Raw genomic sequence first — 18,431 nt, forward strand, 5'->3', positions numbered from 1 at the left:
AACTGAATCGATAAAACCTTCTTTCCTTCGACACAATGTGACAACTGAAGTTCCAGTATCTTACAGCGATTTTCGCATTCTGGACTTACTCGGACGCTGTTTTGATTTGACAGTCGTTTTGAGTTTGCGCGGCGTTCCATCTTTCGTTAAAAATACGCCCATCCAGATGTCATCGTCATATCCCTCATCCAGTTTGATGGCGCGAACTTTTCTGCCTTCCTCCGCAAAACCCATTTTCTGATATAAGGACAACGCAGGAGTATTTGAACCGCGAACGCCCAATTCGACTCTTTCAATTCCCTGCTGAGCCGCCCAAGTGAACGCTTCCCTGATTAAATTTTCGCCAACTCTTTGCCCCCGGTGTTCAGGTGCAATTCCCATCCAGATCGTCGCATTATGTTCCATCCAGGGAACGATCGAACGATCACAACGCAACCAGCCGCAAATTTCGTTGTCTTCTGTAGCGGCAACCAGTGTGAGATGGTTTTTGGGAGCAGCGTGATAGTATTGCATGTAAAGCTGTTCCACCGTAAAAGGCAGCCGGGACCCCAGCATGACTTGCCCTTCCTTGCCCACTTCTTCCATCAATCGATACAGCTTCGGTATATCCTGTTCCTGCCAAGCACGAACAGTGATCGTTTTGCCGCTTTCCAAACTTACAGTCCGCATAATCCATCCCCCTTAAGTTCCTCTCTTGTCATTCTATATGCGGCAACGTAGGCATTTGACACGATCTTTATACCGAAAACCGATCGTTTACCCCTGTAGCACATGCGTGATAAATAGGGTCGTTTCTTTCGCCAAATCCAGTTCCTTAACCTCATGGTCATCCGAATCTTTCGTAAAAACGCGCACAATTGGCCGTGCCGGAAGTCCTGTGTGCTGGCCTACCACCACTCCCACCTGACCGGTGCTTAGTTTGACCGAAGTTCCATTTGGATAGATGGCGATACATCTGAGAAATCCAATGACGGTTTCCAAGTCGAACCGTTTTCCGGCAAACCCCATCAGATATTCAGTCGCCTCGTGCGGCATCATTCGTTTTCCGTCAATCCCCTGACCCGCTACCAAGTTATCAAAAAAATTGGCGACAGCCACGATTTTTCCATAGCGGTGGATATCTTCGCCTGACAGTTGACGGGGATATCCCGTACCGTCAACATGCTCATGATGCTGCAACGCCACATGCGGAATCGTAATGCTGAATTCCTTGATTTTACGGAGACGCTTGTAACCTCGCCAGGTGTGTTGTTTGTCGTCATTCGTGTCGCCTGAGAGCTCCGCATCCTCCTGTTTCTTTTCTTTTTCTGGAACTTCACATTTACCAATATCGTGCAGGAGAGATCCAATCGCAAGTTCCTGCAGCTGCGCGCGTGGCAATCCGAGATTTACGCCGATTACGGTCGACAATGTGCAAACCTGCAAGGCATGCAAAAACTGCTCGTTATCTTTCGTTCGAATATCGTTTAAATTGATCAGCACTTTCTGGTTGCGCATAATTTCATCAATCATGCTGGATGTTGCATCGGTGATTGCCTTGGAAGAAAGCGACTTGCCCGCTTGTACACACTGTACCGCCATCGAAAAAGAGGCCAGTGCTTCACGTCTGGTCTGTTCCGATACCACATCTTCCATTTCCACATCCGCAAATCGTTCATCTTGTATGTACAAATGGGTAACACCCAATCGGCGAAGCGTAGACAGCATTCCGACCGTTAACTGAACTCCCACATTCAAGAGTGCCATTCCGTCACTTGTATAAATACTGCGAGCCAAAATATGTCCCGGCTCTACACTGTCAATTGAAACATAGCGCATGAATCTTCCTGCTCCCCTTCCCATGTTGACGCCTTATCGGTTACATTCGTCAAACCCTGCGGCTTGTCCTTTTTCCGCATAGAGTTTTCCGTTCCGCATCATGGTTTGATATAACCGGTTAACTCCTGCAATGATGCGAGAGCGCTTTCCAGCAAAGGCTGCATGTCCGCCATATTGTCTTCATCAATTTTCCGGTCGAATGTGAGTACGATCATGTAGCGGCTTTGCATCTGATGTTCGGTGTCAACATCCCGGTAGACCGACTGAACCAGGTGCTCCACCGCAATTTCGTCAGTCCACCACTGTCGCAACAGCCCGGCAATGTATTCAGAACGGGAGGCGGCCCCTGTCCAATTTTCAAACTGATAGCGAATCTGCAGCTTGCATCCGGGTGGTGACGGTTCCACTAACCGAAGCCTTGCCAACTCAACCGCAAAATCAGTCAAACTGCTGGACAGTGCCACTGTTGCCTGCGATTCATCATCCTCTGTCAATTGAAACGTGAGTGAAAACGTCCGGCTCATCGTTGCCAAATCAAGCAGATCCTGCCTGCCGACAATCTGCAAGCGGCCCTGACGTTCCAAATCGTACAGACCGCCCTCCATCACCACTTTCAGATTGTCAAAAACGGTCGGATCAAACACCCTGTTTCACTCCCCTTTCATAGCCAACAATACACTGCCTATAATCAGGCTGCTGCCGATAAAAAAAGGAACCGTCAACTGTTCCCCCAACACCAGCCACCCCAATATTGCACCAAAAATCGGCTGCACAAAAAAGAACAATCCAGCTGTGCCCGCATCCATCAGTTCAAATCCTTTGGTCCAAAGAAAAAACGCCAAGGCGGTGGAAACCGCTCCCAGATAGAGGACTCCCCACCATACAAGCGGGTCGTTCGGCATAACAAAACCTTTTACCACTGTTTCCCACCCGGCCAATGGAAGCGTGAACAGAATCCCGAACAAGGAAGACCAGAATGTAACGGCAAGCGCCGGATACTGTTCGGTCAAGAATTTTCCCAATACGGAATAGAGCGCCCAGGAAACGGCCGCCGTCAACAGAAACAGATTGCCGATCAGCGTACTTTCGCCGCCGGATTGGTCGGTGCCCATGATTACCAACACACCGGCTGTAGCAATCAGCAAAGCGACGATTTTGCGAATCGTCAAACGTTCTTTCAGCATCCCAAAAGCAAACAGTGCGATAAATGCCGGAGAAGCAGACGTTATGACCGCCCCTGAATGGGCAGACGAAAGTTGTGTGCCAATAAACTGGGCGCTGATTGAAATGGTGTACCCGACCAGTCCATAAATCGCAACTTTACGCCAATCTTTCCGGGCAATACAACCGCCCCGTACGGCGAGCAGCACCATTCCAAGAACGGCTGCGCCAATAGCAAATCGCATCACGACAAGTGTCAACGGATTTATAAAATGGAGCACGTATTTGCTCACCACATACATTCCGCCCCAAATGGCGGCTGCACCTGTCAGACAGATGCTCCCGATTAGACGATTCATTCCACTCTCCCAGTCTCATACGATAATCTGATCCAACATCAACGGCAACAAAAACGGCAGGATCAGCCAATTGGCGTCCCATTGGGAACCGACTCATCCGGTTTCAACAAAACGACATCTCCTTCTCCCGGAATGCCGCCCAACACCAACACTTCGGAAGAAAAACCGGCTATCTTTCGCGGCGGAAAATTGACAACCGCTGCCACTTGCCTGCCAACCAATGTTTCTGGTCGATACCGTCTGGTAATTTGAGCGCTTGATCGTTTCACACCCAGTTCCCCGAAGTCAATCTGCAGTTTGATGGCTGGCACCCGGGCTTCCGGAAAATGCTCCGCCGCGATGACCGTACCGATTCGAATATCCAATTTTACGAAATCATCAATCGTTGCCATTGCAACCTCCACACCGTTTCCAGGCAGGCTCGCGCACAGATCAGTGAAGATGACCATCGGGAGGAGCGGCCTCCATCGGCACGCCCGCCCCTTTTTCTACCAACTTTACCCGTAATTTCTCCACCATGTACGTCCCAAGCATCTGGAAAATTTCCTCTTGCTCCATGTCCTCAATCAATTTTACCATTTCTTCCCGATTCAGGTCGGACAGGATACCCGATACAATAATCAGCACATCCTCTTCGTCGCCAGTCAGTTGGTTCTTATAGAGCTCATAAAGTTGGTCCACAAATTTCATCAGCGACACCCCGTCCTTCTTATCATAAATTGCAAGCTATCTCTCCACTTCGGTCGGCGGTGTCGCTTCCAAACGGCAAATTGGAACACCCCGCTGCGAAAACTTTTCCTCGTACTCCGTCATCACATTTCCTTCAAAATCGCTGTTACATAAATCATAGGTGACGTTTTTCAGCTGCCATCCCGCTGCCTCCATCATTTCCAATGAGAAATCGAACAAATCTCTGTTGTCCGTTTTAAAATGAATCTCTCCGTCCCGTTTTAAAATCTGACGGTATTTATCAAGAAAGGGCCTTGCAGTCAGCCGTTTGTCAGCTTGTTTTGTCTTTGGCCAAGGGTCGCTAAAATTCAAATAAATCCGGTCGACTTCCTGATCCTCGAACACTTCCAGTATATTCGCTGCGTCCATGCAGATTAACGCTAAATTTGTCACCTGCAGTTGCTGTTTTTTCTGATACACCCGTACAATCACTTCCGGAAACAGTTCGATCCCAATATAGTTGATCTGCGGATGCATCGCCGCCATGGTCGTAATAAAACGCCCGCGTCCGGTTCCCAATTCGATATGCAACGGAGCGTCGTTGCCGAACATTTTCTCTCTCCATTGCCCCCGGTACTCTGCAGGATTTTGCACAAATTCATGCAGTACCTGCTCATACAACGCCCGTTTTTTTTTCTTTACCCCGTATTCTCATCTGTTTCACCAGCCATATGCAAATCTTTCCCAAACAACCCTTATCCTATAAAATAGGAAAACCCTTGCGGAAACGCAAGAGCCAAAATCAATTTATCTTTCAAAGTAAGGAGTGTGTACTTCAAAAACGGCTTCCTGTTTTTCTGATTGAATCTGGAATTCTTTTATCACTTCGATGAAAGGTTCCACCAATTGAGGATCAAATTGAGTTCCTGAACAACGGCGCAACTCTTCAATCGCTTCCGCCATCGTTTTGGTTTTCTGATAGGGCCGATTGGTGGTCATCGCATCAAAACTGTCGACAACAGTCAAAATTCTTGCCCACAGCGGGATATCTGTTCCGGCCAATCCGTCCGGATACCCTTTTCCGTCATACCGTTCATGGTGAGACCGAATCATCGACAGACAAGGAGTCAATTCTTTAATCCCCTCCGGATGCCCGAACATGTCGTTATACATTTTAAAATAGTCAAGATCAAGCAACAGAAGAGAAAGCGTCTTCCCCTTATCCACCAGTTCCTGTAACCGCTCCTGAAAATACCGATGATTATAAAGGCCTGTCAATTCATCTTTGACAGCCAATGACCGGAAGTGGTTGTACATGTCGTAGTACTGGTGGTAGGTGATGCCCATACACCACAGAAGTATCGCAAACAGGATGACACCCGCCAACCCTTCATACTGCAAAACGGTTGACATTAAAAGCCCGAATGTCATCAACGTAAAATAGACAAGCAAATTCTTTCCGTCTGTATAAGAACTAAAATAGCCTTTTAGTTGTTTCCGATCCATCAGAAACACATAGGTTAAACATAAACAGGAATTACACAAAAATATACGATCGCGTACGAGAGATACGCAAATAAACTTTCCAGCTGAAAATCCCCTATAACGCCGCCCGTTACCTGATACGATTGCAACGCAAAATAGGCGCTGATTCCATACTGCACACAATTGAACAATCCTTTATACCATCTGACAGGCCGGTTAATGATTAAGATCAGCGCCAAAAAAGCAAGATAAAAAAGACGGTCAAACTCCCATAGAGCACCCCCGCAGTGAATAAGAGCGAAGATATCAGGGAAAATTGTCCACCCGAAGGCATTTCCAGGAAACGAATTTCAAAAAGGGCGGCAATGCCAACCAACGTGACAATTACCACCCATTCATGCCTGCTTAGCATATGGAAATTCAAATAGAATAAATAGGCAAAAGTAAGAGAGCAAACCAAAACAAATAAATTCGTTAATGGATACTTACGCTGTACCATCCATGACACTCCCTTTAATGGGAGGTCTCCTCTTTACCATCATCTTTTGGATAAAAATAAATCCCCCTACATTTAAGACAATGTCCCCTAAACTTACAAGTGTTTCATGCGGGTATGGGGCATGCAAGTAAAAAATATCCCCCAAAAAGTTAAGATGCGTCTGGGTTGACATTGCAATATGTTTGCCCAATTCAACGTCAACAGGCATTCCCCCCATTCACCGCCATTACGATAAAATTCATGGCAATACCTGCGATGATGAATGGAAATCCGCTGTAAAACCGGTTCAAAAAAGGCAAAGGACATCAATGTTGCATAACTCATTAAAATGCCTAACCAAGCTAACCTATTGTTTACCAACATAATACCATATTGCAGCAAAAATGCCAGTACTATAAGCCATAACGCAGTTGGCCGAATCTGAAAAAACTGTCGAACTCTGTAAGATGCAAAATAATTTTTACACTTTTTGTAGAATCCCGACGAATTCGGAAAGAAACGAAAAGAGCCTCCTTCATAAGGAGACCCTTTTTGCACAAATACTATTCTTTCGATTCATTTCGACACTGAACCGTGCCGTTTTGTCGATTGCACCGACACCTATTTTATCTGATCGGCCAACTGCTCCATCTCATCAATCCGCTGTTTGAACACGTTCAGCGCATCTTCTACCGGCTTTGGCGATGTCATATCCACGCCTGCTTTTTTCAGCAGATTGACCGAATAATCGGAGCTTCCGCTTTTTAAGAAATTGAGATAGCGCTCAACCGCAGGCTGCCCTTCCTGCAAAATCTGCCGGGACAATGCTGTCGCCGCCGAAAAGCCGGTCGCATATTTATACACATAAAACGCCGAATAGAAATGTGGAATGCGCGCCCATTCCAACTCGATATCCCGGTCCACTGTGATATCCGTTCCGTAGTATTTAACGTTCAGGTCATAGTAAATCTGAGACAAAGACTCTGGTGTAAGCGGTTCACCCGCTTCCACCTTTTCATGCGTAATTTTCTCAAACTCAGCGAACATGGTTTGCCGGAAAACAGTGGTCCGGAACGACTCCAAGTCATGGTTGATCAGATACATCCGTTTGCGTGGATCGTCTGTCGTTTTTAACAAATGCTGCAACACTAACGCCTCATTGCAGGTGGAAGCCACTTCCGCCACAAAGATCGTATAATCCGAATAGACGAATGGTTGTGTCCGGTTGGTAAAATAGGAGTGCATCGCATGCCCCATCTCATGCGCAAGCGTAAACATGTTATTCAGGTTATCCTGCCAGTTCAACAGTACAAACGGATGGGTTCCATAGGCTCCCCATGAATACGCGCCGCTTGTTTTCCCTTCATTTTCGTGTACGTCGATCCATCCTGAGTTAAATCCTTCCTGCAGGATTTTGCCGTACTCCTCGCCAAGCGGAGCCAATCCTTCCGCCACTGTCCGTTTCGCTTCCTCATAGGTGATGTTAAATTCCGCATCCTTGACCATCGGCACATACAAATCGTACATATGCAGATCGTCTAAGCCAAGCAGTTTCTTGCGAAGTTGAACATACCGGTACATTTCCGGGAGAAACTTATGTATCGTATCGATCAAATTGTCATATACAGAAACCGGGATGTTGTCCGCATCCATCGCCATTGCGCGGGCGGAAGGGTATTTTCGAACTTTAGCGTAAAAAACGTCTTTTTTAATATTCGCCTGGAGAATGGCTGCCAGCGTATTCTTCTGCTTTCCGTACGTAGCGTACATCGCTTCAAACGCATCTTTCCGGACCCGCCTGTCCTGGCTCTCCAAAAACTGGCTGTACCGGCCTTTCGTCAATTCCACCTCTTGGCCGTTCTCATCTTTGATGACCGGAAACTTGATATCCGCATTGTTTAACATGCTGAAAATAGTCCCTGGTCCCTGCGCCAACTCGCCCACTTCCGCCAAAATCTGCTCTTCCGCCGGACTTAGCACATGCTCTTTCGTTCGCATCACTTCTTCCAATGCAAACCGGTACAATTCCAACCCCGATTCCTGTTTGATAAACGATTCCAGTTTATCGGCCGGAATGTTCAATATCTCCGGGGTGATGAAAGAAGAAGCGCTCGACGCCTGGACGCTAAGTGTGGCAGCCCGATCTGTCAACGCTTGATACTCCGCGTTCCCGTTGTCCTCATCCCGGTGCATGCGGGCATATGCGTATAGACGGCCCATTTTCTCACTGATTGTATCTTCTGTCTTCAGACACTCCAACAGAACACTGGCCGATTCCCCCAATTTTCCGGCGAATGCGGGGAGTTTCTCCACCTTTTTTTTAATTTCTTGAAAATCTTTTTCCCATTCCGCGATAGAAGGATACAAATCTTCCAAATTCCATTTCATTTCATCCGGCAGTTCGCTTCGTTTCGGGAGTTTGTGGGTGGCAGGTGTGTTTGCCATATGTATGATAACCTCCTCTTGGTTTCAATTTTTGAATTATGTCCCAATCGTTCCTCATTATAACATAAAGAAAACTTGGCTTTCGCCAAGCCAATGCGCAGGCGAAGCCTAGTTGTGCCTGACACTTGTTGGCGTTTATTATATGCGGAACAGGAGCCTTTTTAGAACGGTATTGCGATTCTACCGGTTGCATTGCAAATCAGACTGTGTTGAAATTAAGTTATGCATAGTTAATATCAGGAGGATGCCCGTTATGAACCTCGATCCAAACGTCACCCCGTATGAAGAAATCGGCGGTGCAGCAACCATTCGAAAATTGGTCAAAGCGTTTTACGCACGGGTGAGAAAACATCCCGATCTGGCTCCGATTTTTCCCGGTGACTGGGCAGAAACGGAACGCAAACAATACTTGTTTTTGACCCAATTTCTTGGGGGTCCTTCTTTATACAGTCAAGAATTCGGACATCCGATGCTGCGTGCTCGCCACCTGAAGTTTCCCGTTACTCCAAAACGGGCGGAAGCCTGGTTGTCCTGCATGCAAAGCGCAATGGATGATATTCAACTGAAAGGCGATATCCGCGAGTTTATCTGGCAGCGGCTTGTCCAAACGGCACATCATATGGTCAATACAAATAATGATTGACGGGGAATAAGTAAAAAAGGGAATCCGTATACTACCGAAACGTATGCAGACTACAATCGGAGGTCAAAAATGCAATTCAAGCGAACGACATTCCTGACGACCGGATTCCTGTTTCTTTTCACCGCATGTATGCCGTCCGGGGGTTTTTCTTCCCCACTCGATTCGTCCCCGTTTTTTAACAATAAGCAGTTGACGAATCAACCTCTATCGAAACCTGCCATGCAACACCAAACGAAAATGCGGAATCTGCAAAATCAGTTTCCTGGCGTAGTTTTTTACAAAGGCGACTCCTCTTTAAAACGTGTGGCTCTCACATTTGACGACGGACCCGACAATTACTACACTCCGAAGATTTTAGAAATTCTTCACCAAAAACATGTGAAAGCCACTTTTTTCGTTGTGGGCATGACGGCCAAACGCCATCCCTCTGTGTTAAAGCGGATTGTGAAAGAAGGGCATTCCTTGGGGAACCACGGTTGGGGCCATGCAAGAATCCCCAAATTGACCGATGATCGGATTGTGCAGGAACTGACGAAAGCGGAAGACACCATAGAGAGTATTACCGGCCTGCGACCGGATATCTACCGCCCTCCCTATGGAGATTTGACAGCCGCCAATGTCGGCCTGCTTCATCAGCTGGGGTTCCGGGTGGTCGACTGGTCAGTCGATACGGAAGATTGGCGTGGGCTTTCCGATCAACAAATTCTCTCCAATGTCCACAAACAGGTGTCGCCAGGCGCCATCATTCTGCTGCATTCACTGAGCCGCCGAGGTAAACTGGATGGCGCCCTGAAAGCATTACCTCAGATGATCGATCAACTGCAGGCAGAAGGGTATGAATTTGTAACGGTGCAAACACTATTGGAAAAGCAGAGTTTGCCGATACCAACATTGCCTGACATGCCTTAATAAGCGTTTACATACCCGCCATATGTTTCAGGTACCAGCGACGACCATGCCAGCGTTGATACGTCCATGCAAATGCCGGAATAAGTCCTCGCTTATGCAGCCAAAAATGATCGGGTACAGCACGGATTTGCCGGGCGCCTACCGGGGACCACATACGCTACGACGATACCGGTCCCCTCATGACGATTTCGGGAGGCTAATATGCGTCCTTCCGCGTCTACAATCATCGCTCCCGCTTCGTAGTAGCCACGATAGCGTACCGGCAACCAGGGCATGGCGCATTCAATAGACCCACAATGCGAGGCATGGACAACGGGAGCGCCGACTACCAGATCCACCTTCTCACGCAGTCTGCGTGCCGTTTGGGAGCGCATGAATTCCCAGCATAATGCAGAACCCACCGTCATGTCCATGTCAGGTACATCAATTATACCGTCATCATCTCCGCCTACATAAAAACAGTTTTCCCACATGGTTGGTCAATCCTTATTATGCCGCCCCAAGAATCCGTCCGGAGAAGCGAGGAAGAATGCGTTGCGAACATGTTCATCCTTATCGCGACATAGAAAAGACCCTCCAACAATTACGTGATGTCGTTTTGCCAGATTAACCAACAAACTCGTTGCTTCACCATCAGGAGGCAATACCGCATTTACGATTCGTTCGTCGAAGCCCATGCCCGTTGTAAAACTCGGGCAGGATAATCCACTGTGCACCTTTCGCCGCAGCTTCGTCTGCCAGCTTTTCGCAAGGCGACAAATTGGCGCTTACATCCCCTATCACTGGTTGCAACTGTATCGCGGCCACTTTTATTTCGGGAAAACTACTATAAAACATTCGCCATCATCTCCACGAGTTGCATAGTTTTTCAACCGAAGACAATCATCATTCCCAGTGATTCATTCGATCTAAGGTTACAAACACCCTTCAAATTTTCAGAAAGTTAATCGATTTGTGAATGTGACACTTGTAACTTGGCAATTCGATGTTCCGTCTGCCGCAGGGCAGCCATGTCCAACTTCATCGAAAGGGCTGCAAACAGACCGTTTGCATACTCATCTGCCTCGTTTTGGACTGCCTGCTTTAACCTTTCTACCACCTGAACAAACCGTTCTCCGTATGTTTGTTTCAGCAAGTCGGTTGCTGCCGACAAATAGCGATCGACTGGCTCCTGCATTAACTTTTCCAACTCATCCCGCATTTTCACTTTGCTGTTCCGTTCAAAAAAATCCTTCGCGTTCTTATAGAGTGACAATGCACCTGCAAACCGCTCCACAGTTGCGCCTGGCAATTCTTCCTCAAACTCGGGAACTGGCCATGACAGTTTCTCATACGGATTCAACTGACAACCGGGCAGATGGATTCGAACGGCTTCATCCATTTTTTCAAACATTCGCCCGGCGGCGTGATTTACTTGTCTTTCCACCCGCAGCGCGGTGGCGCGCATCTCCTGGCCCGCATTAAACGCGAGGAAACGGATCAGTTCGTCCATGCAGCTAATTAATATTTTTTTTATGTTACCTGCATCGTCCCGCAGTACCGACGAACTGAACGATTCATTAAACGCTTCGGAAAACCGAAGAAACATCCGCTGCTTTACATAGTAAATCAATTCGTCCGTTTCTTTTTCAATCGAACGTTGTTCCGAGTCGCTTTCTACCGCTGCCACAGCCTGTTTGGCCGTTTGCAGAGAACGTTCCAGCAGGGTTCGTTTTTCATTGCGGACCGACTCATCTGCCATAGCGGTTTCAATCAGTTCTTGCAAACTTGACAAGGCGCGGCGAATTTCCGCCTGTGCCGACTGGATGGCGACCTCTGTCAACTCCTCAATTGTAAACGTGATAAAATCACGCTCGAATTGGGCAATGCCGGACAATCCAACCGCATCCGCTGTACTTGGCAGCGGCTCACTTTCCGCCGTCTTCGTTAACTTACGGTACACGCGATCTGCAGTCGACGGCAGTAGCCCTTTTTCCTGCAAACGGGCCAACAGCGCCATCTGGCTCGACACGGAATAGATACGTGGTTGTGAGATGCCGCATGATAACAAATTTTTCCGCACATGCGCGACCACACCGGCCAATTCTTCCTCGTCGTCTGCCAAATCGGCCGCATTGACCAGGAAGAACATTTTGTCCATCTCAAATGTATCCTTGACACGCCCCAACTGGATCAGGAATTCGCGGTCCGCATTGGAGAATGCGTGGTTATAATAGGTTACAAACAGAACGGCATCCGCATTTTTGATCGTATCGAAAGCAACACGGGTATGACGGGCATTGATCGAATCGGCGCCCGGCGTATCGATCAACATAATTCCCTGCCGCGTCAGTTCACAATCAAAATACAACTCGATCCACTCGACAAAACAGGCTTTCTCTTCCTGCGCCACATACTGTTTGAATTCTACCAGATCGACACGCAGTTCCTGCCCCAGACGGTCCTTTACATTCGCAATCCCTTTCGCGAACGCTTTCAGGAACGAAAAATGGGGCTTGGCATTCGGCGGCACCGCTTCCGGATCAAGCTCCGCACTGATTCTTTCCACTTCAACAAAGAATCCGTCCGGTTCTGCCTGGTCTGCCTGCCGGCCAAAGATTTGCAGTGAAGCTTTCAGGTCTGTCACCATATCGGCAACCGATTTCAGTTTGACACGGACATGCCCGTGCGGCCATTCGGCTGTCGGCGGCAGAATTTTATTGATCGTGGCTGTCGTCGGATTGGGAGATACCGGCAGAAGCAGTTCCCCGATCATCGCATTGGCAAACGACGATTTTCCGGCTGAAAAAGCGCCAAACAAAGCGACGGTAAACAGGTTTTGGCGCAGACGGTCCGCCCGTTCTGTCAACTGGCCCGCCATCGTATGAAACCCGGGAATCGGCTGCACCATTTCCACTACCGTCTTGAGCTTGTCCGCCATATGAACCAGCGCCGCTTTGAACGTCTGACGGTTCTGTTCAGATTCCACAATTCCGGGTACCGAAGGATTATCCATCGCTGCATGGCCAGGTCGCAATTCCTGTACCCCGGCAACAGCTGGCGGAACAACTGTTTCACTCGTCCCCGCAGCGGCTGCTTTCTCTTCAACAATTCCTACCGTGACCAGTTCTTCTGCCGCATAAAGCTCTGCCACCTGCTGCCAACCGTCTGTCTGCTCTCCCCCTAACATACCGATCAGTTCGTTCCGATATGCCTGTTCCTGCTGCTGCAGCCGTTCCAATCCTTCTGCCGCCTGCAAATAGCGGTTCACTTCCGCCAATTCGGCTTGCTGCACCTGACCGTCATTCGACGATTCCTGTTCTGCCAAGCTGACCGCCTTCCGAACAAAATCGGCAACCGTTCGCCGATACATGCTTTTCACTTCGGCTGAAATGTCTTTCGCATACTGGTACATATATTCCTGGGATGCAAGAGCACCCTCTTTTACCCATCCGGCCAGCATGTCGGGCGTCAGTTCGATTTTTAGGGCGTAGACGCTGTTTGCGTACGACTCATCACGAATGCCAAACCGCTCGGGCACCTTCACTAACAAATCTTTAAAATGCCAATCCAGATTGGCGTTCACTTTTCCTGTAAAATCATCATACAGTTCCTTAAGCCGCCGTTCCCGCTCCTGTTCCGTTTTGCCGCCTGAAAACAAAAATCCAACCCGAAATCCCGGACGCCTGCTTTCAATGTAACGCCCGCACAACTCTGTCGTTTGAAACGGGATCAGGATGGCGTTTTCAATAAGCGAATACAAATCCCGCTCCATCTCTTCTTTTAACTGTTCGGCTGTGCCTTGCGACTGGCGGATTTCTTCCTGCAAACGGGCTGCCTTCTGCCGCAACGAGACGGTCAGCACTGCAGTATCACCCGGCTGATATTCCTCCATGTTGTCCAAAATCTCGATCAAACGGTTGCGCTCCCCGTTATGGCGAGCCGTATACAGTTCCAAATGCTCATCAATTACATGGATGGCCGACTGCATCACGCTGTATTTCATCAAAATGTCACGGTTGTCCAGTAAATTTCCAATTCCACCTTGCAGCAACGCAAACTGGTTCTGCGGATGATCATTTTCCTTCAGTGAAGTGTAGAAAATCCCATCCGGTTCAATGCCCCACGCGGCAAACGAATCTTTCACACTTTGCTGGTACTCCGCAAACGGCAATTCAAACTCGTTATGTTTGTCGATCTGATTGACCACCAACCAGACCGCTTTGCCCCGGTCTTTCAACGTTTTGGTAAAGCCGAAATTGACTTCGGATTGCACGTGATTGTAATCCATGACATACAGCACGATGTCTGCTAAATGAAGCGCGCTTTCGGTCGCCACTTTATGGGCATCATCTGTTGAATCGATGCCCGGTGTATCCATCACCTGTACCCCTTCCGGCAAAAAATCGGTTGGGTGCTGAATGCGAATCGTTTCAATCGCTTCGCCATCTATCGCGTATTCTTGCAACCGCTCCAGATCGGATACCGGCATTGTAAAAACAGATCCGTCCCGTCCGGTAACATCCACCCGCGACGCCCCATTTTCAATTGTCACCACATTGGCACTGGTCGGGATTGGACTGGACGGCAGCACCTGACTGCCAACCAATCGGTTAATCATACTCGATTTGCCTGCCGAAAAATGACCGCAAAACGCAATCACAAATGTACCGTGTTCCAATTTATCGATCAACTGTCTCAGTTTTCGGGCACTTCGTTCATCGCCCGCCTGTTGAAACGCGTTTTCCAGCTTGCTTAAATCTGTCGTCTGCATCTGTGTGTTTTCTCCCAATCTAGAAATCATTTGTATGATGATAGATTTTATCATAAAAGCGGAACACGGGCACCGCAACTCGCGAACAGGTGCAACGTGAAGCGGGCGATGGCAAAAAACATCTTCTTTCGTTTACGCTGCACGTACGGTCCTGCACGCTGTAAAAGCTAGCGGCGAAGGAGACAGGGTTGCCGTTTAACGGCAACCCTGTCTCCTGGCGCAGTGTTTTTCGGAGGTGATGAGTCGATTACCGTGCTGAAATCACGCAGTTTTTTCCTTTGCTTTTCGCCTCGTATAGAGCGTGATCGGCCATCTCCAACACCTGTTTCGGATCGTTGGAGTTTTCCAAAAAGCTGGCCAATCCGATTGAGACTGTCACATTCGGTTTAATATCCGCCCTTTCGACCGTTTCCCGAATCCGCTCCGCCACCTGCTCCGCCTGTTTTTTCGGTGTCCAGGGTAAAATAATGCAAAACTCTTCTCCCCCATACCGAAATATTTTATCCATTCCACGAATGGCCGTTTGCATGATTTCGGCCACATCCCGCATGACGCGGTCGCCGATCGTATGTCCATAGCGGTCATTGATCTGTTTAAAATTGTCCAGATCGATCATCAAGACAGAAAAAGGCTTTTTCTGGATTCTATGACGATCACTGTATTCTTCAAACGTTTTCTCAAAATATTGACGATTAAACAGTTTCGTGAGTCCATCCAGCTTGGACTCTTTTTCCAGCATCTGAATGTACTGTACATTGCTGACGATCGGCCCCGCATGAGTTCCAATCGTCGACAACGTAATTTGTTCGCCAGTCGACCATTCGTGATCTTCCGAGGCATGCAGGAATAGAATGCCGACCAGATTTTTGCCAGCCATTAAGGGAGAGGCGAGCGACCGTACGGTGCCAAACGTCTTGAAAAATCGGCCGATCTTCGATTCCTCTCTTACCTCCAAAAGGCGGTCCTGCAAAATGGCAGCATTCCCCAGTTCTTCAAGGGAAAAGTCGACCCCTTTTTTGAATAGGAGCATCATCTCATTGCCTTTCGCAAGCGACAGGCGGATGCGATCCTTATTCTCGTTGACCAACCAGACGGACACAGCCACTTTTTCTTCCAACAGATGGTAGGTTTTCGCTACCATATCGTTCAGCACGTCCCGCAACCGGGTGCGGCTCGTCATATCCCGCATCATTTCAATCAGCCTGTCCTGCAAATACTTGCCTTCCAATGTCTCTTTTTTCGTTCTGACAGCGGTTACAACATGACTCAATTGATAGGATAGTTGACGAAAAAATTCGATTTCAATCTGACGGAACGCTTTGGCCTCCGCAAAAGTAACGACCAACAGTCCGATCGGCTGTTCCTGAATGGTTAACGGGAGCAGCAGATACCTTTGAATACCGTTTTTGTGACAGAATTTCTTATTCACCAACGGCAACTGGTCGGCATTCTCAACAAAAGCGGCTTTGCCTTGGCCGATTGCTTCCCAAATAAGATCTTCCTGCATCGTCAATTTGGGCATCGTAATCTTTCGTTTTCGATTCGGTGAATGATATTCGTAGGTGGGCAGCAGCGCTTGCTCCTGCCGGTCGAGCAGCATCACATGACAAAAACCGCCTGTCGCCTGAAACACCTTCTGCATCATGTGACTGACAATCTCTTCTGAATTATAAAATTGCGTCATGATAATCGTTATATCGCGTAAAATCTTGTTATAGACGGCTCGTTCCCGCATCGTCTGCGCAAGCGTGTAATAGTCGCATAAACTTTTCACAATTCTGTCAGCCGACCGGCTGTTTAGATGGCCCTCTTGGCGAATCTCCAGAAAACAGAGCACCGCGTGTACGGTTCCGTCCACATGAAACGGAATCAACAGGTTGCCCTCATGCAGAATCCAGGGTTTGTTCCATGAGTTTACAAGTGACAGCAGTTCTTGTCCGGCAAAAGGAACGATTGTTTGTTTCCGTCTATACGTTAACAAATTAGTCGGCTGCGATGTTTTCGTGTCAAACATAAAGAAACAAGCTCCTTTTGCATCCAACGCAAAGACGCCGAATCTCATGATCTTTTTTATCAGAGATTCCACCTGATCGACTCGTGTACATATGTGAAACAGAAAGTTCGTAATTCGCAATTCCAACTGTTTCAACACTGTGCAGTCCCTTCTGCTGTAAAGTAAACGATTCTGTGGTGCAAAATGTGTGGCGCGACTTTCATTATATCAAATTTTTCCAAAACAATGCATAATTTTTAATTGTCTGTTAAATCGCCAAAAATACAGAAAATCCCTGAACTGAGGTCCAGAGACTCTTGTTTTTACTGCATCGAATCGTAGATGTCTTCATAAAATTGCGCCTCCGAAAGCGCCATCGCCGCACCTGCCTGATACATGACAGCCAAGTCAGCCGGTTCACGATGTTCGATTAACACATCTTTGCACAATTGGTAATGTCTAGGTTCATGCGTATCAGCGTGAAGCGACCAGAATGTTACATTGATTTTGCGGTTTTGGTTGTAATTCGGATGTTGCAGCGCCTCCCCTATGCGCCCCATCACCTGGCCCGCGAACAGTTCCGATCCAAGTCCGATTGCCGCCATAGCCTGTAGCGGTGTGGCATTTCGCAAAAAACCGATAAACGTATCCACCGCTTTTTTCGGTGCAGGATAAACGGGAATTTGCGGTACATGCTCGTCGTTTATCGGAACGTCGGGCGCCACCGATTCAAGAAATGTTCGAAACAGCCGGGAATGGTACGCTTTTGGATTGCCGCGCCCCCCCTCATCCCACAGATTGTCAGCGATTGGTACCCACCATTTATCCAGCGGCTCCATGGCGGCAATGGCCGCCCCCAACACACGCGGGAAATTACGGCTGTAATAGCTGTATTGCAGTGCAAACTGGCGAATTTGCGGCTCAGTCAGTTCTCCCTTTTCCAACGCGATCATCAGACGTCCGTTGAAGATTCGCTCTTGCACCAGCTTCCAAATCGCCTGTTCCACTTCTTCGTATGTAGTAAAACTCTGTTCTTCCATCCTTCTCCTCCCCTGTTGCCCGTCACAAAATTCAAGCCAGCAGTTTCCCCTTAAATTTGGCGACGATCCGCTCCCAGACTTCTTGCGTAATCGGCCCCAGATTGATTTGGTACATCCCCAATGAAATATCACAGCCGTCACGGTCGTTTATATCGCCAAAAGAAGCGGCCACTTCCGCGCCATCGTGCAGCTGATACGTCAAAACATAGTCAGATCCTGTCATATTACTCATCCTTTACCTGCATCAATTCAATATAGTTTCCTTCCGGGTCGCGCAAAAAACAAAAACGGGTGGCCTGCTCCGATGCGGAACGTCCATCTGTCAAAGGCGGAGAAACGAATGAGGCTCCTTGACTCATCAATTCCTGATAAGACTGTTCCAAATTCTGCACCTGAAAGGCCATATGCCGGTAGCCAGCCTGATTCGGGCGGGACGAGCCTATTTTCCCGGCTGTTAAATCGTTGTATTGCACCATTTCCACCCCAAAATCGGACCCAGGCAGCCGCAAACGGGCCATTTTGACAGACGCATCCGGTAAACCGGCTCCCCTGCAATAGGCCTCATTCGCGATTTCCGACTGGACGATCACTTCAAACCCCAGTACATTCCGATAAAAATCAAGCATGACATCGAGGTCGTACGCAACCAGGTTGATATGAAGCGGTTTTACAAGCACA

General features: G+C 48.2%; 21 protein-coding genes. 2 read left to right on the plus strand and 19 right to left on the minus strand.

The genetic code is table 11. The annotated features are described in order from the left end of the window. Nucleotides 1-60 precede the first annotated feature (60 nt). The 12 genes from skT53_RS10325 to pepF all read right to left on the minus strand — a co-directional run bounded on the left by skT53_RS10325 (nucleotide 61) and on the right by pepF (nucleotide 8,415). Nucleotides 61-669 carry a GNAT family N-acetyltransferase gene (locus skT53_RS10325; RefSeq protein ID WP_200756620.1) on the minus strand — a complete coding sequence of 203 codons (609 nt, stop codon included), beginning with the start codon at nucleotides 667-669 and terminating at the stop codon, nucleotides 61-63. Between the two features lie 87 nt (nucleotides 670-756). Further along, on the minus strand, nucleotides 757-1,818 hold the full coding sequence (locus skT53_RS10330; RefSeq protein WP_200756622.1) for an HD-GYP domain-containing protein: 1,062 nt from the start codon (nucleotides 1,816-1,818) through the stop codon (nucleotides 757-759). Between the two features lie 98 nt (nucleotides 1,819-1,916). Beyond that, nucleotides 1,917-2,462, minus strand: a complete 546-nt coding sequence (locus tag skT53_RS10335) for a hypothetical protein (RefSeq protein ID WP_200756623.1) — start codon at nucleotides 2,460-2,462, stop codon at nucleotides 1,917-1,919. A 6-nt stretch (nucleotides 2,463-2,468) separates the two neighbouring features. Then, nucleotides 2,469-3,338 (minus strand): DMT family transporter, encoded by an 870-nt coding sequence (locus skT53_RS10340; RefSeq protein WP_200756625.1) that lies wholly within the window; start codon nucleotides 3,336-3,338, stop codon nucleotides 2,469-2,471. Between the two features lie 62 nt (nucleotides 3,339-3,400). Further along, nucleotides 3,401-3,730, minus strand: coding sequence for a chaperone CsaA (csaA, locus tag skT53_RS10345; RefSeq protein ID WP_200756627.1), 330 nt, complete (start codon nucleotides 3,728-3,730; stop codon nucleotides 3,401-3,403). 40 nt (nucleotides 3,731-3,770) lie between these two features. Continuing rightward, nucleotides 3,771-4,028: a DUF6154 family protein gene (locus tag skT53_RS10350; RefSeq protein WP_200756629.1), complete on the minus strand. Its 258-nt coding sequence runs from the start codon at nucleotides 4,026-4,028 to the stop codon at nucleotides 3,771-3,773. Nucleotides 4,029-4,064: 36 nt separating this feature from the next. Further along, nucleotides 4,065-4,688, minus strand: a complete 624-nt coding sequence (gene trmB / locus skT53_RS10355; RefSeq protein WP_200756630.1) for a tRNA (guanosine(46)-N7)-methyltransferase TrmB — start codon at nucleotides 4,686-4,688, stop codon at nucleotides 4,065-4,067. Nucleotides 4,689-4,814: 126 nt separating this feature from the next. After that, nucleotides 4,815-5,513, minus strand: coding sequence for a bifunctional diguanylate cyclase/phosphohydrolase (locus skT53_RS10360; RefSeq protein WP_200756638.1), 699 nt, complete (start codon nucleotides 5,511-5,513; stop codon nucleotides 4,815-4,817). A gap of 14 nt (nucleotides 5,514-5,527) precedes the next feature. Beyond that, entirely contained in the window at nucleotides 5,528-5,683 is a 156-nt protein-coding gene (locus skT53_RS10365) for a hypothetical protein (RefSeq protein ID WP_200756640.1), read from the minus strand. A gap of 294 nt (nucleotides 5,684-5,977) precedes the next feature. Then, nucleotides 5,978-6,208 carry a DUF5317 family protein gene (locus skT53_RS19175; protein ID WP_404828852.1) on the minus strand — a complete coding sequence of 77 codons (231 nt, stop codon included), beginning with the start codon at nucleotides 6,206-6,208 and terminating at the stop codon, nucleotides 5,978-5,980. Next, nucleotides 6,189-6,290 carry a DUF5317 family protein gene (locus tag skT53_RS19180; protein ID WP_404828853.1) on the minus strand — a complete coding sequence of 34 codons (102 nt, stop codon included), beginning with the start codon at nucleotides 6,288-6,290 and terminating at the stop codon, nucleotides 6,189-6,191. The genes skT53_RS19175 and skT53_RS19180 overlap by 20 nt, the downstream gene beginning before the upstream one ends. A 301-nt stretch (nucleotides 6,291-6,591) precedes the next feature. Continuing rightward, the gene (gene pepF / locus skT53_RS10380; protein ID WP_200756646.1) at nucleotides 6,592-8,415 is read right to left on the minus strand and encodes an oligoendopeptidase F; all 1,824 of its coding nucleotides are present in this window, start codon (nucleotides 8,413-8,415) and stop codon (nucleotides 6,592-6,594) included. A 253-nt stretch (nucleotides 8,416-8,668) separates the two neighbouring features. Here pepF and skT53_RS10385 point away from each other — a divergent pair, with 253 nt between their 5' ends. Then, a complete protein-coding gene (locus skT53_RS10385) occupies nucleotides 8,669-9,058 on the plus strand; it encodes a globin domain-containing protein (RefSeq protein ID WP_200756648.1) in 390 nt (129 codons plus the stop codon). A gap of 69 nt (nucleotides 9,059-9,127) precedes the next feature. Further along, on the plus strand, nucleotides 9,128-9,967 hold the full coding sequence (locus skT53_RS10390) for a polysaccharide deacetylase family protein (protein ID WP_200756650.1): 840 nt from the start codon (nucleotides 9,128-9,130) through the stop codon (nucleotides 9,965-9,967). Between the two features lie 92 nt (nucleotides 9,968-10,059). Here skT53_RS10390 and skT53_RS10395 read toward each other — a convergent pair whose 3' ends face one another. From skT53_RS10395 to skT53_RS10425, 7 genes are all read right to left on the minus strand, one after another. Then, nucleotides 10,060-10,440: a hypothetical protein gene (locus tag skT53_RS10395; protein WP_200756652.1), complete on the minus strand. Its 381-nt coding sequence runs from the start codon at nucleotides 10,438-10,440 to the stop codon at nucleotides 10,060-10,062. 160 nt (nucleotides 10,441-10,600) lie between these two features. Then, complete coding sequence (locus skT53_RS10400; protein WP_200756654.1) at nucleotides 10,601-10,804, minus strand: nitrilase-related carbon-nitrogen hydrolase; 204 nt, start codon at nucleotides 10,802-10,804, stop codon at nucleotides 10,601-10,603. Nucleotides 10,805-10,910: 106 nt separating this feature from the next. Continuing rightward, nucleotides 10,911-14,720 (minus strand): dynamin family protein, encoded by a 3,810-nt coding sequence (locus tag skT53_RS10405; RefSeq protein ID WP_200756656.1) that lies wholly within the window; start codon nucleotides 14,718-14,720, stop codon nucleotides 10,911-10,913. Between the two features lie 247 nt (nucleotides 14,721-14,967). Further along, the gene (locus skT53_RS10410; protein WP_200756658.1) at nucleotides 14,968-16,872 is read right to left on the minus strand and encodes a diguanylate cyclase; all 1,905 of its coding nucleotides are present in this window, start codon (nucleotides 16,870-16,872) and stop codon (nucleotides 14,968-14,970) included. A gap of 164 nt (nucleotides 16,873-17,036) precedes the next feature. Then, nucleotides 17,037-17,753: an iron-containing redox enzyme family protein gene (locus tag skT53_RS10415; RefSeq protein WP_200756660.1), complete on the minus strand. Its 717-nt coding sequence runs from the start codon at nucleotides 17,751-17,753 to the stop codon at nucleotides 17,037-17,039. Nucleotides 17,754-17,784: 31 nt separating this feature from the next. After that, nucleotides 17,785-17,976, minus strand: coding sequence for a hypothetical protein (locus tag skT53_RS10420; protein WP_200756662.1), 192 nt, complete (start codon nucleotides 17,974-17,976; stop codon nucleotides 17,785-17,787). A 1-nt stretch (nucleotide 17,977) separates the two neighbouring features. Beyond that, nucleotides 17,978-18,430 carry a VOC family protein gene (locus tag skT53_RS10425; protein WP_200756664.1) on the minus strand — a complete coding sequence of 151 codons (453 nt, stop codon included), beginning with the start codon at nucleotides 18,428-18,430 and terminating at the stop codon, nucleotides 17,978-17,980. Between the last annotated feature and the right edge of the window lies 1 nt (nucleotide 18,431).

The organism is Effusibacillus dendaii (genome assembly GCF_015097055.1).
In the GTDB taxonomy this organism is placed as follows: Bacteria; Bacillota; Bacilli; order Tumebacillales; family Effusibacillaceae; genus Effusibacillus; species Effusibacillus dendaii.